This window comes from Massilia alkalitolerans DSM 17462, from assembly GCF_000427785.1.
GTDB lineage: Bacteria > Pseudomonadota > Gammaproteobacteria > Burkholderiales > Burkholderiaceae_D > Telluria > Telluria alkalitolerans.
Window position 1 is genome coordinate 45,415 of record NZ_ATYR01000018.1, and the last position, 23,475, is coordinate 68,889.

Here is a 23,475-nt window from a genome sequence, read left to right on the forward strand (position 1 = left end):
CCCCGGAGCCCAAGTGGCCATTCAACACATCCTGATCGTCGACGATTCCCCGACCGAACGCTTCTACCTGACCGACATCCTGGCGCGCGCCGGCTATGCCGTGAGCACCGCCGTCAACGGCGAAGAGGCGATCGACAAGATCCGCACCGAGCGCCCGCAACTGATCCTGATGGACGTGGTCATGCCCGGCGCGAACGGTTTCCAGGTGACGCGCTCGATCGCGCGCGACCCGGAGCTCAGCACGATCCCGGTCATCATCTGCAGCAGCAAGAACCAGGAAACCGACCGCATCTGGGGCATGCGCCAGGGCGCCAAGGACTACCTGATCAAGCCGGTCGACCCGGCGCTGCTGCTGGCCAGCATCGCCTCGCTCGACGCCGGGCCGGCGGCCGCTGCAGCATGAACGGGGGCGAGGCCAGGCTCGACCCTGCGGCACGCCGCACCCGCCTGCGCGAATACCAGGAGCAGCTCCTCGAGCGCATGCAGGCGGCCAAGGGCGGCGGCGGCGCGCCGATCCAGCAGCTCGGCATGCAGGTGGGCGGCACCCGCTACCTGCTCGACCTGCTGGAAGCCGGTGAAATCGTGTCGCCGGTGCCGCTGGCGCGCGTGCCCCTGACCCAGCCCTGGTACCTGGGCCTGGCCAACGTGCGCGGCACCCTGGTCGGCGTCATCGACCTGGCGCGCTACCTCGGCGAGGAGGGGCAATCTGCCTCGGGGCCGTCCGCCCGTCTCGTCACTTTCGCCCCCACGCTCGGCTTCAACTGCGCGCTGCTGGCCGACCGCGTGTACGGCCTGCGCCAGGCGGCCGGCATGCAACGCGAGGGCGAGGTCCTGCGCGACGCCGACGACCAGTTGTGGACGCCGCTCTCGCTGGCAGCCCTGGTGCGGGATGAACGCTTCCTGCACGTGGCGCAGCAACCGGACGGACGCAGCTAACCAATACGACAAAAGCAGGACCAGGAGCCGGTATGGGATTCGCCTCGAAACTCAGCATGAACGTATTCTCGAAGGACAGCGCGGACGACGACACCGTGCTGGCCTCGCCCGACACCCAGTTCGGCGCCGGCGTGCTGGCGCCGCCTTCCCATGACGGCGCCGCGCATGGCTCGGCCGACGCCGCCGCGCGCCGCCTCGGCAGTACCCGCCCCCGCAAATCCCAGCCGGGCGCGATTGATGCCGCCGGCGACGGCGACGAGCTGCGCCTGCCGCTGATCGGCCACCTGTCGCTGTCGCGCCAGCTGCGCCTGGTGCTGGCCGCCTTCGTGGCCGGCATCCTGCTGACCGTGCTGTCGATGTGGCAGAACGCGGCGCGCACCGACGTGGTCTCGAACCAGGGTCAGATCGCCTCCGACGCCCTGATGCATGCCCAGCGCGTGGCCAAGGCCGCACCGAACGCCCTGCGCGGCGAGATGGGCGCCTTCAACGAACTCGACGACAGCCGCGCCGAAGTCGGCCGCCTGCTGCAGCTGCTGGCGCGCGGCGGCCAGGCCGACGGCAAGGCCATCCCTGCGACCTCCGGCGAGCTGCAATCCCTGCTGGCCAAGGCGCGCTCGGCCTGGGTCGCCTCGAACGCGGCCGCCACCACCATCGTCGGCAACAAGCGCCACCTGGTCGGCTTCGGCGCCAGCGTCGACAAGTTCGAGCCGCTCGCGAAGGAACTGCAATCGATCGCCGGCAGGCAGCCCGGCAACGCTGCCCTTGTCCGCCTGGCCGCGCTGGCCGAGCGCCTGTCGGTGTCGACCCATGCCTTCCTGGCGCCGGGCGCGGCCCAGCGCGAGGCCGCCCGCGCCATCGTGCGCGACGGCGCCGAACTGGGCGCGCTGCTCGACAGCCTGGCCGACGGCGCCGGCATCGATCCTGTGCTGCGCGAGCGTGTCGTCGATGCGCGCACCGCCTACAAGGGCTGGCAGGAAGGCCTGGCGCCGCTGTCCACCAACGGGCACAACTTCAACGCCTCCCACGCCGCCGAGCAGGTCATCGCGCGCGACAACGAGGGCCTGCGCTCGACGCTGGCGCGGGTGCAGCTCCAGTACCGCAGCGCGCTGGACACCAGGAGCGGCTGGTTCTGGCTGCTGGTCGGCGCCTCGATCTTCACCCTGGCCATGGGCGGCAGCATCAGCCGCGTGATGCTGCTGGACTCGCGCAACCGCGCGCGCGGCGCCGAAGCGCGCCGCCGCGAGGCCGAGGCGATGCGCCAGCTGGCCCAGGCCAAGGAAGAGGAAGCCAAGGCCACCAACGACCAGAACCAGGCGGCGATCCTGCGCCTGATGAACGAACTGCAGGAAGTGGCGGACGGCGACCTGACCGTGCACGCCACCGTCTCGGAAGACATCACCGGCGCGATCGCCGACTCGGTCAACTACACGGTCGAGGAACTGCGCGAGCTGGTGCTGCGCGTCATCAAAACCACCGAGCAGGTGACGCGCGCCGCCGGCGGCGCCCAGGCGGTGTCGACCGAGCTGCTGGGCGCGGCCGAGGCCCAGTCGCACGAGATCCAGGAAGCATCGAGCACGGTGCTGCGCATGGCCACCGAGATTTCCGAGGTGTCGCGTTCGGCCACCGAATCGGCCGACGTGGCGCGCCAGTCGGTGGCGGCGGCGGAGCAGGGCGCGCGCGCCGTGCAGAACGCGATCCTGGGCATGAACGAGATCCGCGAGCAGATTCAGGAAACCTCGAAGCGCATCAAGCGCCTGGGCGAATCCTCGCAGGAGATCGGAGAAATTACCGACCTGATCTCGGACATCACCGAACAGACCAATGTGCTGGCGCTGAACGCGGCGATCCAGGCCGCGTCGGCGGGCGAGGCCGGGCGCGGCTTCTCGGTGGTGGCGGAAGAGGTGCAGCGCCTGGCGGAGCGCTCGGCCGAGGCGGCCAAGGGCATCGGCGCGCTGGTGCGCACCATCCAGGCCGACACCCACGACGCGGTGGCGGCGATGGAAAAGTCGACCCAGGGCGTGGTCGAGGGCGCGCGCCTGTCCGATGCGGCCGGTGCGGCGCTGATCGACATCTCGCGCGTGTCGAACCGCCTGGCGGAGCTGATCCAGGAGATTTCCGGCGCCGCTGAACGGCAGGCGACGTCCGCCAACGGTGTGGCCCATAATATGCAGCATATCCTCTCGGTGACCGAGCAGACCCAGGGCGGCACGCGCCAGACGGCGCAGTCGATCCGCGAGCTGGCGCTGCTGGCCCAGGAACTGAAGGATTCCGTGTCGCGCTTCCGCGTGACGGCATAACCAGCATCATCACCTGTAGCCCGAGCCCATGACGAACCCATCCTCCCAACGCATGCCAGCCTTCGATACCGGTCCCCTGTCCTGGGTGATCGGCGAGATCAGGGATGCATTGGGGCGCTCGGGCGCGGCCCTGCGCGATGCGGCCGGGCGCAGCCTTGACGCGCAGCCGACCCTGCTGCTGCACGCGAAGACCCACCTGCACCAGGCCGACGGCGCCCTGCAGCTGGTGGACGTGGAAGGCGCCGCGGTGCTGGGTGGCGCGGCCGAACAGCTGATCGACGCCTTCAAGGAGGGGCGGGCCACGTGCACGCCCGAATCGGTCAAAACCGTGCAGGACGCCTACCAGGCCCTGGTCGAATACCTCGACGAGCTACTGGCCGGCAGTCCGCAGCAGCCGGCGCGCCTGTTCCCCTATTACCGCGACCTGCAGGAGCAGCTGGGCGTGGAGCGCATCCACCCGTCCGACCTGCTGCCGGCCGACCTCGGCAAGGGTGTCGAACCCGATACGCCCGCATCCGGCGAGCAACCGGACGTCGCGGCCTGCCGCGCGCGTTTCGAAAAGGCGCTGCTGCCCTACCTCAAGAGCGGCGAAGCGCAGCACGCGGCCGGCATGCGCGACGCGCTGGCGCCCATCGCGGCCAGCCAGGCCGAGCCGCGCGCGCGCCTGTTCTGGCAGGCGCTGCACGCCTTTGCCGGCGTGGTGGCCGACGGCCAGATCGACAGCGACCTGTATGTGAAGCAGCTGCTCGGCCAGGCCAACCTGCAGCTGCGCCGCCTGGCGCAGGGGCAGGGCGGCACGCCGGATGCGATGCTGCGCGATGCGCTGTTCTTCGTCGCCGCAGCCGCCCAGCCGAACCCGGACGCCCGGCGCCTGCGCCAGGCCTGCGGCCTGGACGGCCTGGTGCCGCACGATTATTCCGCGCGCCGCTACGGCCGCATCGACCAGGCCACCTTGCAGGAGGCGCGCGAGGCGCTGGCCCGCACCAAGTCGGACTGGGACCGCATCGCCACCGAGGGCGACCTCGAGGTCAAGGAAGATTTCAACGAGCAGCTCTCGCGCCTGGCCGGCGCCAGCGAAAAGCTGGGCGCCCCGGCCCTGGCCCAGCTGATGCGCGAACTCGGCCGCGCCGCGACCGACGCCATGCAGGCCGGCCGCAGCGACGAGGTCAAGCTCGAGATGGCCACCGCCATGCTGTTCGTCGAGAACGGCCTGGACCAGCTGCGCCAGCTGCCCGAGGATTTTGCCGAGAATGCCGAAGCGGTCGGCGCGCGCCTGCTGGCGCTGGCCGCCGGCGAGACCCCGCCCGATGCGCCGCAGTGGCAGGGAGAGCTGGCGCGCCAGATCCAGCAGGGCCAGACCGTGGCGGTGCTGGCCGGCGAAATCAAGGCCGGCCTGCGCCAGGTCGAGAAGCTGCTCGACGATTACTACGACAACCCGGCCAGGCGCGAGGTGCTGGCCCAGGCCGAGCCGGTGCTGCATCAGCTGCAGGGCGCGCTGGCCATCCTCGACCAGGAACAGGCCGTGCAGGCCGTGCGCCACGTCGCCGGCGAGGTGCGGACCCTGGAGGCCAGCGCCGGCGAGGTGAGCACGCAGTCCGCCGTGCTGCACAACATCGCCCAGAACATCGGCGCGCTCGGCTTCTTCACCGACCTGCTGGCGCAGGACAGCGAGGCGGCCAGGGGGCGCTTCACCTTCGACCTCGAGAAACGCCTGCTGCGCGAGCTGCCCTTCGAATTCGTCGAGGCGGCGCCGGCGCCCGTCCTCGCCCAGGAACCCGCGACGCAGGAAGCACGGCAGCAGGAAGCGACCATCGAGTCCGAACTGCTCGAGATCTTCATCCTGGAAGCCCAGGAAGTGCTGGGCTTCGTGCTGGAAGCGCTGCCCCAGGCCGAGCGCAATCCGGACAGCCAGGAGACCTTGACCCTGCTGCGCCGGGGCTTCCACACGCTCAAGGGCAGCAGCCGCATGGTGAGCCTGGACAGCTTTGCCGAAGGCGCCGCCGCGGTCGAGCGCGTGATGAACCTGTGGCTGGCCGAGGCGCGCAGCGCCACGCCCGAGCTCCTGGACCTGCTGCGCCAGGCGCATGCGGAACTGTCGGCCTGGGTGGCCGAACTGGCCGCCGGCGGCGCATCGCAGCGCGACAGCGCGGCGCTGGTGGCGGCCGCGGCGCGCGTGCTGGAGGGCGGCGCGCCTGACGAGCTCCCGGTGCCGGTGCTCGAGGATATCCTCGAGCCCGAACCCGAACCCGAACCCTTGGCGGACACGAAACGCATCGGCGGCCTGGACATCCCGCTCGGCCTGTACACGATCTACCTCGACGAGGCCGAGACCCTGGTGCAGCTGCTGGCGCAGGACTTCGAGGACTGGCGCGCGGAACCGGACCGGCGCGCTTCGCCGGAGGCCCTGAAGGCGGCGCACACCCTGGCCGGCACCTCGTCCACGGTGGGCTACAGCGCGCTGCGCGACGTCGCCCATGCGCTCGAGCTGGTGCTGGAAAAACTGGCGGCGCCGGGCCCGGTGCTCGACGAGGACGGCCGTGAACTGCTGGAGTCGACCCTGTCGCGCGTGCGCACGATGCTGCAGGTGTTCGCCCTCGGCGAACTGCCCCCGGCCCAGCCGGAGCTGATCGCCCAGCTCGACACGCTGCTGGCGCGCCTGGCCAGCCAGCAGGCGGCAAGCCTGTACGGCGAGGTCGATCCGGACCTGGCCGTGACGCTCGACGCCTTGTTCGCCTCCGCCTACGGCGAGATCCTGGCCGCGCCGCCGCCGCCGCCGCCGCCGCCGCCGCCGCCGCCGCCGCCCGAGCAGCTAGCTGCGCCGCGCGAAGAACAGAAGCAGGAGCGCGTGGCCGACGAGATCGACGACCTGTTCGACAGCTTCCTCGACGACCCGTTTGCCGCCCCGGCCCTCGACCAGGCCGCGCCGGCGCAGCCGGAGCCTGCTTTTGTCGCGGTCACGCCGGACGAGGCGGTGCTCGATGCGGCGCCGGAAAGCGTGGCGGCGGCGCCGGACATGGTCCTTGACGCTGCGCCGGCGCCGGAACCCGCGCCGGCGCTGGCGCCTGCCACGGCCGACAGCGTGCTGGCCACCAGCCCGGCCTTCACCGACGAACTCGATCCGGACCTGCTGCCGGTGTTCCTGGAAGAGGGCGCCGACCTGTTCCCGCAGATCGGCAACGGCCTGCGCCAGTGGCAGCAGAACCCGCAGGACCATGCCATCGCCCAGGGCTTGCTGCGCGCGCTGCACACGGTGAAGGGCAGCGCCCGCATGGCCGGCGCGATGCGCCTCGGCCAGCACGCCCACGAGCTGGAAACCCAGATCGAGAACATGGTGCACGCCGGCACCACCACCCCCGCAGCGTTCGACGAACTGCTGGCCAACTATGACGGGGCCCTGCTGCTGTTCGAACAGCTGCAGCAGCCCGCGGCCCTGGCGCCAGCGCCGGGGCCGGTACCGGCGGCCGCCGAGCAGCCGGGCAGCCGCGCGCCGCTGGTGCGGGTGCGCGCCGACATCCTCGACCGCGTCGTCAACCAGGCCGGCGAGGTGTCGATCTCGCGCTCGCGCCTGGAAAACCAGGTCGGCGTGCTCAAGGGCGCCTTGTCCGACTTCTCGGACAACCTCGACCGCCTGCGCCGCCAGATGCGCGAGATCGAGATGCAGGCCGAGTCGCAGATCGCATCCACCCTGTCGATCGCCGGCGAGGAGAAATTCGACCCGCTCGAGTTCGACCGCTTCACGCGCCTGCAGGAACTGACGCGCATGATGGCCGAGAGCGTCAACGACGTCGAAGCCTTCCACGAAAGCCTGTCGCGCACGGTGGACAGCGCCGCCGAAGACCTGGCGGCGCAATCGCGCATGACGCGCGACCTGCAGCGCGACCTGATGCGGGTGCGCATGGTGCCATTTGCGAACCTGGCCGAGCGCCTGTTCCGGATCGCGCGCCAGACCGCGAAGGAACTCGAGAAACGCGTCAACCTCGACATCCGCGGCGGCTCGGTGGAAATCGACCGCAGCGTGCTGGAACAGATGGCGGCGCCCTTCGAGCACCTGCTGCGCAATGCAATCGTGCACGGCATCGAGGCGCGCGCCGCACGCGCGGAGGCCGGCAAGCCCGAAACCGGCGAGGTGCTGGTGCAGGTGAGCCAGCACGGCAACGAAGTGGCGATCGTCTTCAGCGACGACGGCGCCGGGCTCGACCTGGAGCGCATCCGCGCCAAGGCGCGCGACCTGGGCCTGCTGGGGCCGGACCAGGTCGTGAACGACCAGGAAGCGGCCGAACTGATTTTCGAGCCGGGCTTCTCGACCGCCGACACGCTCACCGAGCTGGCCGGACGCGGCGTCGGCATGGACGTGGTGCGCTCCGAGGCGCAGGCGCTGGGCGGCCGCGTGCTGGTCTCGACCGAGCCAGGCAAGGGCACGCGCTTCGCCATCCACCTGCCCCTGACGCTGGCGGTGGCCCAGGTGGTGCTGGTCGCGAGCGGCGGGCGCACCCATGCCTTGCCGGCGACCCTGGTCGAGCAGGTGCTACAGGTGCGCGATGCCGAACTGGGCGCGGCGCAGGCTGCCGGCGCGATCGCCGTGGCCGGCCAGCCGCACGCCCTGCACACGCTCGCCGTGCTGCTGGGCGAAGGCAAGGGCGGCGCGCTGCAGCGCCTGAACCCGGTGCTGGTCGTGCACGGCGCCGGCGGGCGCATCGCGCTGCGCGTGGACGAGGTGCTGGGCAACCGCGAAGTGGTGGTCAAGAACATCGGCCCGCAGCTCTCGAAGCTGCCGGGCATCGCCGGCGCCACGGTGCTGGGCACGGGCGAGATCGTGCTGATCCTCGATCCGGTGGCGCTGGCCCAGCGGCCCGCGGCGTTGCCAGCGGCCGGCGTCGAAGAGGCGCAGCCGGAACAGAAACCGGCCATCATGGTGGTGGACGACTCGATCACCGTGCGCCGCGTGACCCAGCGCCTGCTGGAGCGCGAGGGCTACCGGGTGATGCTGGCCAAGGACGGCGTCGACGCCCTCGAGCAGATCGAGGGGCAGCGGCCGGACTTGATGCTGGTGGATATCGAGATGCCGCGCATGGATGGCTTCGACCTGACGCGCGAGCTGCGCAGCAGGGAGGCGACCAGGGCGATTCCGATCATCATGATCACCTCGCGGACGGCGGACAAGCACCGTAATGTGGCGCTGGGGCTGGGCGTGAATGCCTACTTCGGCAAGCCCTACCAGGAGCCGGTGCTGCTGGCGGCGATCGAGAGTTTGCTGAATAAAGTGAGGAGCTGAAGGCTGCGGAGCGAACTTGGATCCCCGCCTACGCGGGGATGACGGTTTTGAAGCTAACGAATATAGTTGGCAAGCTTAGTAGCGCTACCCTAAAGACCGTCGTACGCGCCACTGGCGCCTACGACTTCCGGCGAAGGCGGGAACCCAGTTTTGCATGATCAGCCGCTAGCCTTCTTTACCACCGCAAACCTCTCCAGCGTCCGCTTCCGCGCTGCGTCATGCTCGACCACCGGCAGCGGATAATCCCTTCCGAGCACCACGCCGCGTTCCGCCAGCACCTCCGCATCGACCAGCCAGGGCGCATGAATCTCCTTCGCGCCCAATCGTTCCAAGGCCGGCACCCACTCGCGAATGAACTCCCCGTGCGCATCGAAACGCTGCGACTGCGCCACCGGATTGAAGATCCGGAACCACGGCTGCGCGTCGCAGCCGGTCGACGCCGCCCACTGCCAGCCGCCGTTGTTCGAGGCCAGCTCGTAGTCGTTCAGCTTGAGCGCGAAATAGCGTTCCCCGCGCCGCCAGTCGATCCCGAGGTCCTTGGTGAGGAAGCTGGCCGTCACCATGCGCAGCCGGTTGTGCATGAAGCCCGTGCGGTTGAGTTGCGCCATCGCCGCGTCCACCAGCGGATAGCCGGTGCGTCCCTCGCACCAGGCCGCGAACAGCGCATCGGCCTCCTCTCCCGTTTCCCAGGCCAGCGCATCGAAGGCCGGCTTGAACGAGCGCGTGACCACGTGCGGGTGGCGCGCCAGGATCATCGAATAGAAATCGCGCCAGATGAGTTCCGACAGCCACACCGAGGCGCCGGAGCCGCCGGCGCCGTTCTCGATCATCTGGCGCGCCGTGCGCACCAGGTGGCGGATCGAGGTGGTGCCGAAGCGCAGGTGGGTGGACAGGCGCGAGGTGCCGTCCTCCGAGGGGAAATCGCGCGCCCGGCCGTAATCGGCAATGTGCGCGATGAAGCCTTCGAACAGTTCCTCGGCGCCCTCCATGCCGGCCGGCAGCGGCGGCTCGCCCGCTTCGAAGCCGATCTCGGCCAGCGAGGGCAGGGGCGGCGCCTCAAGCGGCGCGGGCGCGAAGGCCTGCGCATACGGATCGACCGGATACGCCGCCAGCGCCTCGGGCATGCCGGCCAGGCGCTTGAGCCAGGCGTTCTTGTAGGGAGTGAACACCGAGAACGGTCCCTTGGCCAAGGTCAGCACCTCGTCCTGTTCGAAGACGACCTGGTCCTTGAAGCTCAGAAATTTCCTACCATCGGCCGCCAGGCGGGCTTTCATCCGTGCGTCGCGATCCACCGCCTCGGGTTCATAATCGGCACATACGAACACCGCGTCGACACCCAATTCGGTGGCGAGCGCCGGGACCACTTCAAGAGGGCGGCCCTGCCGCACGATCAAATAAGCGCCGAGCCGACGCAGCTCGGCCTCAAGGCTGGCCAGGCTGGCGTGGATGAACCGCACACGGCGGTCATCGCGCGGCAGCGGGTCGAGAATGTCGCTGTCATACACGAAAACGCAGTACACACAATTAGACGAGGTCAAGGCCTGGTGAAGGGCGGCATGGTCGAATGCCCGCAAGTCACGCCGGAACCAGACCAGGGAGTTGCTCATATTCATCATCGTGTGCAGGGTCAAGGTGGCGGCCGATTTTACTGGGTAGGATTCCTCCTAACAGGACTGCGTTTGCAGCTGGGCGGGACAGATCCGGGTCGGCCTGGCGGACTTTTCAGGGTATGCATCGAGGGCCTATCGGGCCGCTTCCATCGGCTCCGGAGCGATTCGGTGTAAACTATCGAAAAGCGTAACGTTGTTTTGTGGACACTTCGCGGTCAAACCTGAGTGGGCCCATGTGAGAGTAAGCGTATGAAAAAAAGCAAAGTTGGCAGCACTCTACCGATGCCCGGCATGCCACCGGAACAAAGTGAAACGCTCGGTAAGATCAGCCCGGCTTCTTCAGGGCTGAACCTCGCCAACCATTTCTTGATCGCAATGCCCTCGATCCAGGATCCGATCTTCGGCGGCACCGTCGTCTATGTCTGCGAGCACAACGAGAAGGGCGTGCTTGGCGTGGTCATCAACAAGCCGACCGACATGACGATGGAAGTCCTGTTCGACCGCGTCGACCTGAAGCTCGCCCCGGGCTTGCGCTCCTCGGTGGTGGACCAGCCCATCATGTTCGGCGGCCCGGTGCAGGACGACCGCGGCTTCGTGCTGCATTCGCCGGGCGGACGCTTTTCGTCCTCGCTCTCCGTCACCGACGACGTCGCCTTCACCACCTCGATCGACGTGCTGGAAGCCGTCGCCAGCGGCTCCGGCCCGGCCCGCATGCTGGTCTCGATCGGCTATGCCGGCTGGAGCCCGGGACAGCTCGAGGAAGAACTCTCGCGCAACGGCTGGCTCACCGTGGGCGCCGACGCCAAGGTCCTGTTCGACCTGCCGATCGAGGAACGCTACACCGCCGCCATCAAATTGCTGGGAATCGATCCCTTGATGCTTGCTACTGAAGCCGGCCATGCATAAAGAAAGGGCTCGCGTGGTCGAGATGGCTTGTGGTTGATATCGTTTTTGGATTTGACTTCGGGGTCAAACGTATCGGCATTGCCATGGGCAACACCCTCACGGGCCAAGCCCAGCCCTTGACCGTCATCAAGGCGGTCGACAACGCCACCCGTTTCCAGGTCATCGGCGAGCTCATCAACGAATGGAAGCCGGCCCGCCTCGTGGTCGGCGAGCCGCGCCATCCCGACGGCGCCGAGCACGACATGACCCTGCGCAGCCGGCGCTTCGCCAACCAGCTCCACGGCCGCTTCAACCTGCCCGTCGAACTCGTCGACGAGCGCTATTCGTCCGCTGTCATCCCGCAACGGCGCGGCGAGATCATCGACGCCAAGGCGGCCGCCATCATTTTGCAACAATACTTTGACGCTCATGCCAACATCTAATCAAGACTACGATGCGGAAGCGCTGTACCGCGAGCTGCTGGGCCAGGTCCGCGCCGGCCTGGACGGCGTGCCCGACGCCGCCATCGTCGGCATCCACTCGGGCGGCGCCTGGCTGGCCGAACGCCTCGCGCGCGACCTCGACCTGACTGGCCGCTTCGGCACCATCGACGTCTCGTTCTACCGCGACGACTACGCCAAGAAGGGCCTGCACCCGGACGTGAAGCCGACCCACATCCGCTTCCCGGTCGACGGCGCGACGGTGGTGCTGGTGGACGACGTGCTGCAGACCGGCCGCACCGTGCGCGCCGCGATCAACGTGCTGTTCGACTACGGTCGCCCGGCCTGCATCCGCCTGGCGGCCCTGGCCGACCGCGGCGGACGCGAGCTGCCGGTGGCGCCCGACTACGTCGGCACCCGCGCCGAGCTGGCGCCTCAGCAGTCGCTGTGCCTGCAGCGCGACGACGCCGGCCAACTTTCGCTGACCATTGAAGAAGACAATGTCCAAGATCTTTCTTAACCCGCAACTGAACAAGAACGGGGAGCTGCAGCACCTGCTCTCCATTGAGGGCCTGCCCAAGTCGGTCGTCAACCACATCCTCGACACCGCATCGAGCTTCGTGGGCATTTCCGACCGCGAGGTCAAGAAGGTGCCGCTGATGCGCGGCAAGAGCGTGTTCAACCTGTTCTTCGAAAACAGCACGCGCACCCGCACCACCTTCGAGATCGCCGCCAAGCGCCTGTCGGCTGACGTCATCAACCTGAACATCCAGGCCTCGTCGGCCAGCAAGGGCGAGTCGCTGCTCGACACCATCGACAACCTGTCGGCCATGCACGCCGACATGTTCGTGGTGCGCCACGCGCAGTCGGGCGCGCCCTACCTGATCGCAAAGCACCTGGTCGAGACCGGGCAGTCGCACGTGCACGTCGTGAACGCCGGCGACGGCCGCCACGCGCACCCGACCCAGGGCCTGCTCGACATGTACACGATCCGCCACTACAAGAAGGACTTCACCAACCTGCGGGTGGCGATCGTCGGCGACATCCTGCACAGCCGCGTGGCGCGCTCGGACATCCACGCGCTGACCACCCTGGGCGTGCCGGAAGTGCGCGCCATCGGCCCGCATACGCTGCTGCCGGGCGGCCTGGCCGAAATGGGCGTGCGCACCTTCACCAACATGGACGAGGGCCTGAAGGACGTCGACGTCATCATCATGCTGCGCCTGCAGAACGAACGCATGAGCGGCGCGCTGCTGCCTTCGGCGCAGGAGTACTTCAAGAGCTACGGCCTGACCCCGGAACGCCTGGCGCTGGCCAAGCCGGATGCGATCGTGATGCACCCGGGCCCGATGAACCGCGGCGTCGAGATCGACTCGGCGGTGGCCGACGGCAGCCAGGCGGTGATCCTGCCGCAGGTGACCTTCGGCATTGCGGTACGCATGGCAGTGATGAGCATTTTGGCGGGAACCCACGGATGAACTACCACATCAAGAACGGGCGAATCATCGACCCGGCAAACAATATCGACCAGGTCACGGACCTGTTCATCGCCGACGGCAAGATCGCCGCCCTCGGCAAGGCCCCCGACGGCTTCAGCGCCGACCAGACCATCGATGCCAGCGGCCTGGTGGTCGCTCCCGGCCTGGTCGACCTGTCCGCGCGCCTGCGCGAGCCGGGCTACGAATACAAGGCGACGCTGGAATCCGAAATGCAGGCGGCGATGCAGGGCGGCGTGACCACCCTGGTCTGCCCGCCGGACACCGACCCGGTGCTGGACGAGCCGGGCCTGGTGGAGATGCTCAAGCACCGCGCGCGCATCCTCGACCAGGCCAACGTGCACCCGCTGGGCGCGCTGACCATGGGCCTGAAGGGCCAGGCGCTCACCGAAATGGCCGAGCTGACCGAAGCCGGCTGCATCGGCTTCTCGCAGGCCGAGGTGCCGGTGCTGGACACCACCGTGCTGCTGCGCGCCATGCAGTATGCCAAGACCTTCGGCTACACCGTGTGGCTGCGCCCGCAGGACGCCCACATCGGCCGCGGCGGCGTGGCCCACAGCGGCCCGTTGGCCTCGCGTCTGGGCCTGTCGGGCGTGCCCGTCATGTCGGAAACCATCGCCCTGCACACCATCTTCGAGCTGATGCGCGCCACCGGCGCCCGCGTGCACCTGTGCCGCATGTCCTCCGCAGCCGGTTTGGCGCTGGTGGCCGGCGCCAAGAAGGAAGGCCTGAGCGTTACCTGCGACGTCGGCGTGCACCACCTGCACATGACCGACGCCGACATCGGCTTCTTCGACCCGAATGCGCGCTTCAACCCGCCGCTGCGCAGCCAGCGCGACCGCGACGCGATCCGCAGCGCCCTGCTGGACGGCACCGTGGATGCGGTCTGCTCCGACCACACCCCGGTGGACGAGGACGAGAAGCTGCTGCCCTTCGCTGAAGCGACCCCGGGCGCGACCGGCCTGGAGCTGCTGCTGGCCCTGACCCTGAAGTGGGTGGAGGACCGGGATGGCAAGGACGCGCTGGCCCAGGCGCTGGCCAAGGTAACGTCGGAGCCGGCGCGCATCGCCGGCCTGCCCGCCGGCACGCTGTCGGTGGGCGCGGCGGCCGACGTGGTGCTGTTCGATCCGGACGCCCGCTGGAAGGTCGAGCGCAAGGCCCTGGCGAGCCAGGGCAAGCACACGCCTTTCCTCGGCTTTGAGCTGGCCGGGCAGGTGCGTGCAACGCTCGTGCGCGGCCGCATGGCGTTCCAGCGCTGAGCTGGACGGGCGGTTCGACGCTTCATTGTGAAGATCAGGCTTGCCCTGCGCCTGGCGCGCGTCGCGGTCCACCTGGTGGCGGGCCTGGCGACCTGCGCCTTGGTGTTTCCGCTGGTCTCGCCAGGCACGCGCGAGCGCCTCACGCGGCGCTGGTCGCGACAACTTCTCGGCCTGTGCCGCGTCAGCGTCGAGCAGATGCCCGGAGCGCCCGTGCTCGACCATGCGCTGATCGTGGCCAACCACGTCTCCTGGCTCGACATCTTCGTCATCAACGCCCTTCATCCCTGCCGTTTCGTGGCCAAGGCCGAGATCCGCGCCTGGCCGGTGCTCGGCTGGCTGGCCGCCGCCGCGGGCACGGTGTTCATCGCGCGCGGCAACCGGCGCGAGCTGCGCCACATCTTCAAGGGCCTGGTCACGGTATTGCAGGAAGGGCAGCGTGTCGCCTTCTTCCCCGAAGGGACCACGTCCAGGCAGGGCGAGGTGCTGCCTTTCCACGCCAACCTGTTCGAGGCCGCCATCGATGCCAAGGTGGCGGTGCAGCCGTATGCGCTGTCCTATGTGGATGGGCAGGGGGCCTTCCACCGCTCGGTCGACTATACCGGCGACACCACTTTTGTGGACAGCCTGTTCACGATCCTGGAAGGCAAGCCGGTGATCGCGCGCCTGCAGCCGCTGGCGCCGATCGATGCAACAGGGGCGCACCGCCGCGAGCTGGCCGAGTCCGCGCAGGAGGCGGTCGGCGCAGCATTGCGCGGTGATATGTAAAACGTATCACAGAGCAATAAATCATATATTGGACAACTCACAGCCAAGGCGGCACGCTGGTGCCTTACCTATACGCTGTCCCAGGAGACCACGATGCCGACTTACCGTTCCCGCACCACCACCCAGGGCCGCAACATGGCCGGCGCCCGTGCCCTGTGGCGCGCCACCGGCATGAAGGACGGCGACTTCGAGAAACCGATCATTGCGGTGGTCAACTCCTTCACCCAGTTCGTGCCCGGCCACGTGCACCTGAAGGACCTGGGCCAGCTGGTGGCGCGCGAGATCGAAGCCAGCGGCGGCGTGGCCAAGGAATTCAATACCATCGCGGTCGACGACGGCATCGCCATGGGCCACGGCGGCATGCTGTACTCGCTGCCTTCGCGCGACCTGATCGCCGACTCGGTCGAGTACATGGTCAACGCCCACTGCGCCGACGCCATGGTCTGCATCTCGAACTGCGACAAGATCACCCCGGGCATGCTGATGGCCGCGATGCGCCTGAACATCCCGGTGGTGTTCGTCTCCGGCGGCCCGATGGAAGCGGGCAAGGTGGTCAAGGTGGTCAACAATGACCGCAAGGTGATCAAGCTGGACCTGGTCGACGCCATGATCAAGGCCGGCGACAGCACGGTGTCCGATGCCGACGTTGCCGAGATCGAACGCTCGGCCTGCCCGACCTGCGGCTCCTGCTCGGGCATGTTCACCGCGAACTCGATGAACTGCCTGACCGAGGCGCTGGGCCTGTCGCTGCCGGGCAACGGCACCATCGTCGCCACCCATGCCGACCGCAAGGAACTGTTCCTGCGCGCCGGCCGCCTGATCGTGGAAATCGCCAAGCGCCACTACGAACAGGACGACTACTCGGTGCTGCCGCGCTCGATCGCCACCAAGGCCGCCTGGGAAAACGCGATGGCGCTGGACGTCTCGATGGGCGGCTCCACCAACACCGTGCTGCACCTGCTGGCGGCGGCGCACGAGGCGGGGGTGGACTTCACCATGGCCGACATCGACCGCATCTCGCGCAAGGTGCCCTGCCTGTGCAAGGTGGCGCCGATGACCGACAAGTACCACATCGAGGACGTCCACCGCGCCGGCGGCATCATCTCCATCCTGGGCGAGCTGGCGCGCGCCGGCCTGCTCGACACCTCGCTGCCGACCGTGCACAGCCCGACCATGGGTGAGGCGATCGAGAAGTACGACATCAAGCGCAGCGACGATCCAGGCGTGCACCAGCTGTTCCGCGCAGCGCCGGGCGGCGTGCCGACCCAGGTCGCGTTCTCGCAGTCCGAGCGCTTCGATGCGAACGACCTCGATCGCAGCACGGGTTGCATCCGCGACCGCGAGCACGCCTATTCGCAGGACGGCGGCCTGGCTGTCCTGTACGGCAACATCGCCGAGAAGGGCTGCATCGTGAAGACGGCGGGCGTGGACGAGAGCATCCTCAAGTTCAGCGGCAAGGCGCGCGTGTTCGAAAGCCAGGACGCGGCGGTGGAAGGCATCCTGGGCGACACGGTCCACGCCGGCGACGTGGTCATCATCCGCTACGAAGGCCCGAAGGGCGGGCCGGGCATGCAGGAGATGCTGTACCCGACCTCGTACATCAAGTCCAAGGGCCTCGGCAAGGCCTGCGCGCTGTTCACCGACGGGCGCTTCTCGGGCGGCTCCTCGGGCCTGGTGATCGGCCACGCCTCGCCGGAAGCGGCGGAAGGCGGCGCGATCGGGCTGGTGGAGGAGGGTGACATCATCGACATCGACATCCCCGCGCGTACCATCAACCTGCGCGTGAGCTTCGAAGAGCTGGCGCACCGGCGCGGGAAGATGGAAGAGCGCGGCCGCGATGCGTGGAAGCCGGTGGCGCGCGAGCGCTACGTGTCGCAGGCGCTGCAGGCGTATGCGGCGCTCACGACCTCGGCGGACCGCGGCGCGGTGCGCGACCTGAGCCAGCTGCACCGCTGATCCCTCGCATGGCCGGCCCCGCCGGCCATGTCATTTCTTGCCGCTGTGCTCCCGGTACTCGGGACAATCCACCTGCAGCAGCGAGCGGTCGTCCAGGCACACCGCCGTCAGCTTCCCGCCCCACACGCAGCCGCTGTCGAGTCCCACCAGGTTGGGCCGCAGCACCAGCCCCAGTGCCGACCAGTGCCCGAACACCACGGTCACGTCGGCCGTCGCCCGCTGCGGCAGGTCGAACCAGGGCAGCAGGCCGGAGCCTTCCGGCCCGCTCTCGCTTTCCTTGTGCAGGAAATCCATGCTCCCGTCCGGCGCGCACAGGCGCATGCGCGTGAGCGCGTTGACGATGCAGCGCAGGCGCGCGATCCCGGTCAGGCTGTCGTCCCACTGGTTCGGCTCGTTCCCGTACATCTGGCCCAGGAAATCGATCCAGCCGTCGCCGCGCAGCACGGCTTCGACCTCGTGCGCCAGCGCCATCGTCTGCGCCGCGGTCCATTGCGGCGCGACGCCGGCGTGCACCAGCAGGTGCGCGTCAAGGAACATCGCCAGCGGACGCCGGCGCAGCCACCCGATGAGTTCATCGCGGTCGGGTGCGGCCAGGATCTCGTCGAGCGTGTCGGAACGGCTGGCGCGCTGCGCGCCGACTGCCACCGCGATCAGGTGCAGGTCATGGTTGCCGAGCAGCGCTTCGATGCGGCCGGGGTTCTCGTCGGACAGCGCCTTCATGCGGCGCAGTGCGGTCAGCGAATCCGGACCGCGGTTGATCAGGTCGCCCACGAACAGGATGCGCGGCTGCGTTTGTCCATGCTGGTGCGCGTCGTCGACGATGCGGTCGATCAGGAGTCGGGCTTCGTGGGCGCAGCCCTGCAGGTCGCCGATGGCGTAGGTTCTCATGTTGTTCTTATCGAAGTGGTGGAGCAGAGGCGGAACAGGACCGCTGTGGGGATACTAAATGATTTCGCCGGTGGCCGCATCGGCACGGTGAAACGCAGGCGAATACGGAACACGTGCGCGCAATCGAACTAACGCGAATTTGATGCAATCGAACGACGCCGTGCGGAATCGCATTCGGCTCCGGAGCGCCTCTTCTATTCCGGTACAATGGGCCACCATTCCCACGATAAGAGTGCGGTGTTTTTTTCCGCAGGGTCGACGCGGAAACGACTTACAGTGTGCACCGAAAGAATAATAAAATGTTCTCCTTTTTCGTCGGTTTCGTATCCTGTGCAGTGCTCACCCTGCTGGTGATTAAGTATGCGAAGCGCAATGGTTTTGCGCTCGATACCGATTATGGCGGCGTGCAGAAGTTCCACGCGCATCTGGTTGCGCGCATCGGCGGGGTGCCAATCTTTCTCGCCGTCTTATTCACCGCCGCGATGTCGACGATGCGCGAACCGGCGCTCGGCGCATGGATCGCGCCCCTGCTCGGATGCGCCTTCATTGCCATGGCCGGCGGTATCGTCGAAGACTATACCGGCCGCGTTTCACCGGCGCGCCGGCTGCTGCTCACGATGCTTGCCGCGCTGTTCGCCTATTACCTGCTCGATGCGAAACTGGTGCGCCTCGACCTGCCCTGGGGCGCGCTGCCGCTGCAATGGGATCTGGTGGTGCTGCCGCTCACGGTGCTCGCGGTGGCGGGCATCGCGAATGCCGTGAATATCATCGACGGCTTCAATGGCCTGGCCAGCATGGTCAGCATTTGCATGCTGCTGTCGCTGGCCTATGTGGCGCTGCAGGTGGGGGACATGGTGGTGCTGGTGACCGCACTGATCGTGGCCGGCGCCACTGCGGGCTTCCTGATCTGGAATTACCCGGTGGGCCTGATTTTCCTTGGCGACGGCGGCGCCTACTTCATCGGTTTCATGCTCGGCGAACTGGCGCTGCTGCTGGTGATGCGCAATCCCGGCGTGTCCACCTGGTACGCCGCGCTGCTGCTGATTTATCCCGCATTCGAAACGATATTCTCCGCTTACCGCCGCATGTTCGTGCGCGGTAAATCACCGGCACTGCCGGACGGAATTCACCTGCATAGTTTGATATTCCGGCGTATCGTGCAATGGACGGTGGGGCCGCGCGAGGCGCGCGCACTGATGAAACGGAACGCGCGCACCTCGCCTTATTTATGGCTGTTTTCCCTGATGGCCGTCATTCCGGCAACCGTGTTCTGGAAAAACACCAGTGTGCTCATCTTCTTCAGTTTGTTGTTTATAATCAGCTACCTCTGGTTATATGTGCGTATTGTTCGATTTAAGTCGCCACGCTGGCTTTTCTTACAAAAGAAAAAGCGCAATTAAGTCATTAATGTTAGTATATTGCGACAATTGGTGAGTATCTCGCCGTGCCGTACAAGCTTTAATTTCAACCTTTCATTCAAGAGGGAACGACGATGGATCTGTCCAATATGTCCGTAGGCGATTTGCGCAACCTGCAGGAACAAATCAAGCAGGAGATGAAGAAGCGCGAAGTCCAGGAAGTGCAAAAGGCGCGCGAACAGATTCTGGCGATCGCGCAGAGTGTTGGCGTGCCCCTCAAGGACCTGCTGGCAACCGGCGGCCGCGGCAATGCGACCAAGGGCAATTCGGTGGCCGTGCGTTATCGCCATCCGGACAATGCATCGCAGCAGTGGACCGGCCGCGGCCGCCAGCCGAAATGGGTCAAGGAATGGGTCGAAGGCGGCAAGTCGCTCGACAAGCTGCGCGTCTAAGTTTTTCTGGCCGGACTTCCCGGCCCTGGCAGGACCAGCGCGAGCGGTCCGTCCGTTTCCCAACGGACGCCGCTTGCCGCTACAATAGCTGCATTTGTCATTCCTCTAACTCTCATCCGATAATTCGGCGCCGACGCCTGCCGCGTCCTCCGGCTGCTTTCGTATGCCCGCGCCCCAGCTTTCCAAGGACATCATGCTTGCTCTCTCGAAAACGATCTTCAAGGCCTATGACATTCGCGGCGTCATCGACAAGACGCTGGACGAAGGCATTGCACGCCACATCGGCCGCGCATTCGGCGCCGCCGCCCTGGCGAAGGGAGAGCGCAAGGTCGTGATCGGCCGCGACGGCCGCCTGTCGGGTCCCGGCCTGGCCGCCGCCCTGGGCGAAGGCCTGCGCGACGCCGGCGTGGACGTGATCGACCTCGGCATGGTCGCCACCCCGATGGTCTACTTCGCCACCAACGTGCTCGACACCCGTTCGGGCATCATGGTCACCGGCAGCCACAATCCGCCGGACTACAATGGCTTCAAGATGGTCATGGCGGGCGAGGCGATCTACGGCGAGGCCATCCTGGCCCTGCACGACAGCATCGCAGCCTACGACGGCAGCGTCGCGGAACAGCGCGGCGCCTACGGCACCCACGATATCCGCGCCGCCTACCTCGAGCGCATCATTGGCGACGTCAAGATCGCGCGCCCGATCAAGATCGCGGTCGATTGCGGCAACGGCGTGGCCGGCGCCTTTGCCGGCGACCTGTATCGCGGCATGGGCTGCGAAGTGGTCGAACTGTTCTGCGAAGTGGACGGCCACTTCCCGAACCACCACCCGGACCCGGCGCACCCGGAGAACCTGCAGGACCTCATCAAGGCGCTGCAGGACACCGACGCCGAGATTGGCCTGGCCTTCGATGGCGACGGCGACCGTCTCGGCATCGTCACCAAGGATGGCCAGATCATCTTCCCGGACCGCCAGATGATGCTGTTCGCCAGCGACGTCCTGTCGCGCAATCCGGGCGCCGAGATCCTGTACGACGTCAAGTGCACCCGCCACCTCGCTCCCTGGATCGAGCATGCCGGCGGCCGCCCGCTGATGTGGAAGACCGGCCACTCACTGGTCAAGGCCAAGCTGAAGGAAACCGGCGCCCCGCTGGGCGGCGAGATGAGCGGCCACATCTTCTTCAAGGACCGCTGGTACGGCTTCGACGACGGCCTGTACGCCGGCGCGCGCATGCTCGAGATCCTGACGAAAGAGCAGGACCCTTCCAGGCTGCTGAACAGCCTGCCGATCGCCAGCAGCACCCCGGAGCTGCACCTGCACCTGAAGGAGGGCGAGAACTTCGCCCTGATCGACAGCCTGCGCGCCAACGCGACTTTCCCGACCTCGGAAAAGATCAACGGCATCGACGGCCTGCGCGTGGAGTACCCGGACGGCTTCGGCCTGGCGCGCTCCTCGAACACCACCCCGGTGGTGGTCCTGCGCTTCGAAGGCGAGAACCCGGAAGCCCTGGCACGCATCCAGGCCGAGTTCAAGACCGTGATCCTGGCGGCCAAGCCGGACGCCGAACTGCCGTTCTAAGGACTTGCGCTTGAAGATCCTGCTGGTGCGCGTGTCGTCGCTGGGCGACGTGCTGCATAACCTGCCGATGGTGGCCGACATCCTGCGCCACCATCCGGGCGCCACCATCGACTGGGTGGTGGAAGAAGGCTACACCAGCCTGGTGCGCCTGAATCCGCACGTCCGCAAAATCATCCCCTGGGCGCTGCGCCGCTGGCGCAAGGGCCTCGGCAAGGCGGAAACCCGGGCCGAGATCAAGGCCTTCTTCCGTACCCTGCGCGAGGAGGAATACGACTATGTGTTCGACACCCAGGGCCTGCTCAAGACCGGCGTCATCATGGGCGCTGCGCGCGTGCGCAAGGGCGGCCGGAAGGTCGGCCTGGCCAACGGCAGCGAAGGCTCGGGCTACGAGGGTATCTCGCGCATCTTCCACACCGACAGCATCCCGCTGAATCCGCGTACCCACGCGGTGGCGCGCGGACGCATGGTCGCCGGCGCCGCGTTCGGCTACACGGTCGACCATGCGCCGGATTTCGGCCTGCCTGCGCCGCAGGCAGCGTCGCGTCCGGGCTTCCTGCCGCCTGAAGACTATGCCGTGTTCTTCCACGGCACCGCGCGCGACGCCAAGCGCTGGTCGCGCGAGAACTGGATCGAACTCGGCCGCGCCCTGGCGCCGATGCCGGTGCTGCTGCCCTGGGGCTCGCCCCAGGAACAGCAGGAGGCCGAAGCCATGGCCGCCGGCCTGCCGAATGCGCGCGTGCTGCCGAAGCTGTCGATGATGGACGCGGTGGCCCTGGCCCAGCATGCGCGCCTCGCGGTGGGCGTGGACACCGGCCTGACCCATATCGCCGCCGCCTTTGTCCGCCCGACGGTCGAGATCTACTGCGATTCGCCGAAGTGGAAGACCGAGGGCAACTGGTCGGATCGGATCGTCAACCTCGGCGACATGCAATCGCCGCCGTCCGCGCCTGAAGTCATCGCCGCCGCGCGCCGCCTGCTGGAGGCCGTGTGAAGCGGTGGCTGTATTCGCTGGCCTGGTGGCTGGCGCTGCCGCTCGTGTTCGGGCGCCTGTGGTGGCGCGGGCGCAAGGAGCCCGGCTACCGCGCCCACTGGGCCGAGCGCCTGGGCTTTCCCGCTGCGCCCCCATCGGCGCGCATGACCCTGTGGGTGCACGCCGTCTCGGTCGGCGAAACCCGCGCCAGCGAACCGCTGGTCGAGGCGCTGCTCGCCGCGTATCCCGATTCCCGCATTCTGCTGACCCACATGACGCCGACCGGCCGCGCAACCGGCAAGTCCCTGTTCGGCCACCATGGCGAGCGCCTGGTGCAGTCCTACCTGCCTTACGACACCGGTTTCATGGTGGGACGCTTCCTGCGCCGCTTCCAGCCGCGCGTGTGCATCCTGATGGAGACCGAGGTGTGGCCGAACTTGGTCGAAGGCTGCGCCTCGGCCGGGGTGCCGGTGGCGCTGGTCAATGCGCGCCTGTCGGAACGCTCGCTGGGGCGCGGGCAGAAGATGGGCGCCCTGATGACGGATGCGGCGCGGGCTATCACGCTGGTGGCGGCGCAGACCGAGGCTGACGCCGGGCGCATCCGTTCGCTGGGCGCGCCGCAGGTGGCGGTTACCGGCAGCATCAAGTTCGACGTGGTGCCGCCGCAGACGGCGCTGGAGAAGGGCGCCTGGCTGCGCGCGCAGTTCGGCGCGCGTCCTGTGTTCCTGTGCGCCAGCACGCGCGAGGGCGAGGAAGCCCTGATCCTGGACGCCTGGCAGCGTGCGGCGGACAAGCCGGCGAATGCGCTGCTGGCGATCGTGCCGCGCCATCCGCAGCGCTTCGACGAAGTCGAGAAACTGGCCGCGGCGCGCGGCCTGTCGGTACAGCGGCGCTCGCGCCTGGAAGCGGGTATGGGGAGCGCCGACGTGCTGCTGGGCGACTCGATGGGCGAGATGTTCGCCTATTACGCCGCCTGCGACTGCGCCTTCATCGGCGGCAGCCTGATGCCGCTGGGCGGGCAGAACCTGATCGAAGCCTGCGCCCTGGGCAAGCCGGTGCTGGTGGGCGAGCACACCTTCAACTTCGCCCAGGCGACCGAGGAAGCGGTGGCGGATGGCGCCGCCCTGCGCGTGCTTGACGCCGACGCCTTGATCGCGGCCGCGCTGCGCCTGCTGGAAGACGAGGCTGCCCGCCTTGGCATGGGCGCGCATGCGCTCGCGTTCGCGGGCCGCCACCGCGGCGCCACCCTGCGCACTGTTGAACTCCTGCGACGACTTATCCGGTAGGTTTTGCTACCATTCCGGTTCGAGCTCGG

Annotated in this window: 18 protein-coding genes; 16 read left to right on the forward strand and 2 right to left on the reverse strand. The window is 67.8% G+C overall.

Features of this window, described 5'->3' with window-relative positions; all coding sequences use genetic code 11:
* Window positions 1-13 precede the first annotated feature (13 nt).
* The 4 genes from YWC_RS0118070 to YWC_RS0118085 are packed head-to-tail and all read left to right on the forward strand — an operon-like array spanning window position 14 to window position 8,505.
* Window positions 14-403: a response regulator transcription factor gene (locus YWC_RS0118070; protein WP_027866647.1), complete on the forward strand. Its 390-nt coding sequence runs from the start codon at window positions 14-16 to the stop codon at window positions 401-403.
* On the forward strand, window positions 400-936 hold the full coding sequence (locus tag YWC_RS0118075) for a chemotaxis protein CheW (protein ID WP_027866648.1): 537 nt from the start codon (window positions 400-402) through the stop codon (window positions 934-936). Before YWC_RS0118070 ends, YWC_RS0118075 begins: the two co-directional genes overlap by 4 nt.
* 56 nt (window positions 937-992) lie before the next feature.
* Window positions 993-3,233, forward strand: coding sequence for a methyl-accepting chemotaxis protein (locus YWC_RS0118080; RefSeq protein WP_229413132.1), 2,241 nt, complete (start codon window positions 993-995; stop codon window positions 3,231-3,233).
* A gap of 28 nt (window positions 3,234-3,261) precedes the next feature.
* Window positions 3,262-8,505: a hybrid sensor histidine kinase/response regulator gene (locus YWC_RS0118085; RefSeq protein ID WP_027866650.1), complete on the forward strand. Its 5,244-nt coding sequence runs from the start codon at window positions 3,262-3,264 to the stop codon at window positions 8,503-8,505.
* Between the two features lie 158 nt (window positions 8,506-8,663).
* Here YWC_RS0118085 and YWC_RS0118090 read toward each other — a convergent pair whose 3' ends face one another.
* Window positions 8,664-10,118: a cryptochrome/photolyase family protein gene (locus YWC_RS0118090; RefSeq protein WP_036214965.1), complete on the reverse strand. Its 1,455-nt coding sequence runs from the start codon at window positions 10,116-10,118 to the stop codon at window positions 8,664-8,666.
* 246 nt (window positions 10,119-10,364) lie between these two features.
* Between YWC_RS0118090 and YWC_RS0118095 the strand changes: the two genes are divergently transcribed.
* From YWC_RS0118095 to ilvD, 7 genes are all read left to right on the forward strand, one after another.
* A complete protein-coding gene (locus YWC_RS0118095; protein WP_027866652.1) occupies window positions 10,365-11,021 on the forward strand; it encodes a YqgE/AlgH family protein in 657 nt (218 codons plus the stop codon).
* 83 nt (window positions 11,022-11,104) lie between these two features.
* The gene (gene ruvX / locus YWC_RS29945; protein ID WP_051306548.1) at window positions 11,105-11,443 is read left to right on the forward strand and encodes a Holliday junction resolvase RuvX; all 339 of its coding nucleotides are present in this window, start codon (window positions 11,105-11,107) and stop codon (window positions 11,441-11,443) included.
* On the forward strand, window positions 11,430-11,960 hold the full coding sequence (pyrR, locus tag YWC_RS0118105; RefSeq protein ID WP_027866653.1) for a bifunctional pyr operon transcriptional regulator/uracil phosphoribosyltransferase PyrR: 531 nt from the start codon (window positions 11,430-11,432) through the stop codon (window positions 11,958-11,960). The genes ruvX and pyrR overlap by 14 nt, the downstream gene beginning before the upstream one ends.
* Window positions 11,941-12,918 carry an aspartate carbamoyltransferase catalytic subunit gene (locus YWC_RS0118110; RefSeq protein ID WP_027866654.1) on the forward strand — a complete coding sequence of 326 codons (978 nt, stop codon included), beginning with the start codon at window positions 11,941-11,943 and terminating at the stop codon, window positions 12,916-12,918. Before pyrR ends, YWC_RS0118110 begins: the two co-directional genes overlap by 20 nt.
* The gene (locus tag YWC_RS0118115) at window positions 12,915-14,195 is read left to right on the forward strand and encodes a dihydroorotase (protein WP_027866655.1); all 1,281 of its coding nucleotides are present in this window, start codon (window positions 12,915-12,917) and stop codon (window positions 14,193-14,195) included. Before YWC_RS0118110 ends, YWC_RS0118115 begins: the two co-directional genes overlap by 4 nt.
* A 27-nt stretch (window positions 14,196-14,222) precedes the next feature.
* Complete coding sequence (locus YWC_RS0118120; RefSeq protein ID WP_027866656.1) at window positions 14,223-14,960, forward strand: lysophospholipid acyltransferase family protein; 738 nt, start codon at window positions 14,223-14,225, stop codon at window positions 14,958-14,960.
* A 93-nt stretch (window positions 14,961-15,053) separates the two neighbouring features.
* Entirely contained in the window at window positions 15,054-16,916 is a 1,863-nt protein-coding gene (gene ilvD / locus YWC_RS0118125; RefSeq protein ID WP_027866657.1) for a dihydroxy-acid dehydratase, read from the forward strand.
* Window positions 16,917-16,946: 30 nt separating this feature from the next.
* On the opposite strand, the gene YWC_RS0118130 is transcribed toward ilvD, so the two are convergent.
* Window positions 16,947-17,804, reverse strand: a complete 858-nt coding sequence (locus tag YWC_RS0118130) for a symmetrical bis(5'-nucleosyl)-tetraphosphatase (RefSeq protein WP_027866658.1) — start codon at window positions 17,802-17,804, stop codon at window positions 16,947-16,949.
* 299 nt (window positions 17,805-18,103) lie between these two features.
* Here YWC_RS0118130 and YWC_RS0118135 point away from each other — a divergent pair, with 299 nt between their 5' ends.
* The 5 genes from YWC_RS0118135 (at window position 18,104) to waaA (ending at window position 23,446) form a co-directional block, all read left to right on the forward strand.
* Window positions 18,104-19,204, forward strand: coding sequence for a glycosyltransferase family 4 protein (locus YWC_RS0118135; protein ID WP_027866659.1), 1,101 nt, complete (start codon window positions 18,104-18,106; stop codon window positions 19,202-19,204).
* 92 nt (window positions 19,205-19,296) lie between these two features.
* Entirely contained in the window at window positions 19,297-19,614 is a 318-nt protein-coding gene (locus YWC_RS0118140) for an H-NS histone family protein (protein ID WP_027866660.1), read from the forward strand.
* Between the two features lie 193 nt (window positions 19,615-19,807).
* On the forward strand, window positions 19,808-21,190 hold the full coding sequence (locus tag YWC_RS0118145; RefSeq protein WP_027866661.1) for a phosphomannomutase/phosphoglucomutase: 1,383 nt from the start codon (window positions 19,808-19,810) through the stop codon (window positions 21,188-21,190).
* A 10-nt stretch (window positions 21,191-21,200) separates the two neighbouring features.
* Window positions 21,201-22,181: a lipopolysaccharide heptosyltransferase I gene (gene waaC / locus YWC_RS0118150; RefSeq protein WP_036214951.1), complete on the forward strand. Its 981-nt coding sequence runs from the start codon at window positions 21,201-21,203 to the stop codon at window positions 22,179-22,181.
* Window positions 22,178-23,446: a lipid IV(A) 3-deoxy-D-manno-octulosonic acid transferase gene (waaA, locus tag YWC_RS0118155; RefSeq protein WP_027866663.1), complete on the forward strand. Its 1,269-nt coding sequence runs from the start codon at window positions 22,178-22,180 to the stop codon at window positions 23,444-23,446. Before waaC ends, waaA begins: the two co-directional genes overlap by 4 nt.
* Window positions 23,447-23,475 lie beyond the last annotated feature (29 nt).

Coding starts and splice junctions, on each gene's coding strand:
- YWC_RS0118095 (WP_027866652.1), top strand. CDS start 10,365: ATGAAAAAAAGCAAAGTTGGCAGCACTCTACCGATGCCCGGCATGCCA.
- YWC_RS0118145 (WP_027866661.1), top strand. CDS start 19,808: ATGCTTGCTCTCTCGAAAACGATCTTCAAGGCCTATGACATTCGCGGC.
- YWC_RS0118090 (WP_036214965.1), bottom strand. CDS start 10,118: ATGAATATGAGCAACTCCCTGGTCTGGTTCCGGCGTGACTTGCGGGCA.
- pyrR (WP_027866653.1), top strand. CDS start 11,430: ATGCCAACATCTAATCAAGACTACGATGCGGAAGCGCTGTACCGCGAG.
- ruvX (WP_051306548.1), top strand. CDS start 11,105: ATGGGCAACACCCTCACGGGCCAAGCCCAGCCCTTGACCGTCATCAAG.
- YWC_RS0118075 (WP_027866648.1), top strand. CDS start 400: ATGAACGGGGGCGAGGCCAGGCTCGACCCTGCGGCACGCCGCACCCGC.
- ilvD (WP_027866657.1), top strand. CDS start 15,054: ATGCCGACTTACCGTTCCCGCACCACCACCCAGGGCCGCAACATGGCC.
- YWC_RS0118085 (WP_027866650.1), top strand. CDS start 3,262: ATGACGAACCCATCCTCCCAACGCATGCCAGCCTTCGATACCGGTCCC.
- YWC_RS0118130 (WP_027866658.1), bottom strand. CDS start 17,804: ATGAGAACCTACGCCATCGGCGACCTGCAGGGCTGCGCCCACGAAGCC.
- YWC_RS0118110 (WP_027866654.1), top strand. CDS start 11,941: ATGTCCAAGATCTTTCTTAACCCGCAACTGAACAAGAACGGGGAGCTG.
- YWC_RS0118140 (WP_027866660.1), top strand. CDS start 19,297: ATGGATCTGTCCAATATGTCCGTAGGCGATTTGCGCAACCTGCAGGAA.
- YWC_RS0118135 (WP_027866659.1), top strand. CDS start 18,104: ATGTTCTCCTTTTTCGTCGGTTTCGTATCCTGTGCAGTGCTCACCCTG.
- YWC_RS0118080 (WP_229413132.1), top strand. CDS start 993: ATGAACGTATTCTCGAAGGACAGCGCGGACGACGACACCGTGCTGGCC.
- YWC_RS0118115 (WP_027866655.1), top strand. CDS start 12,915: ATGAACTACCACATCAAGAACGGGCGAATCATCGACCCGGCAAACAAT.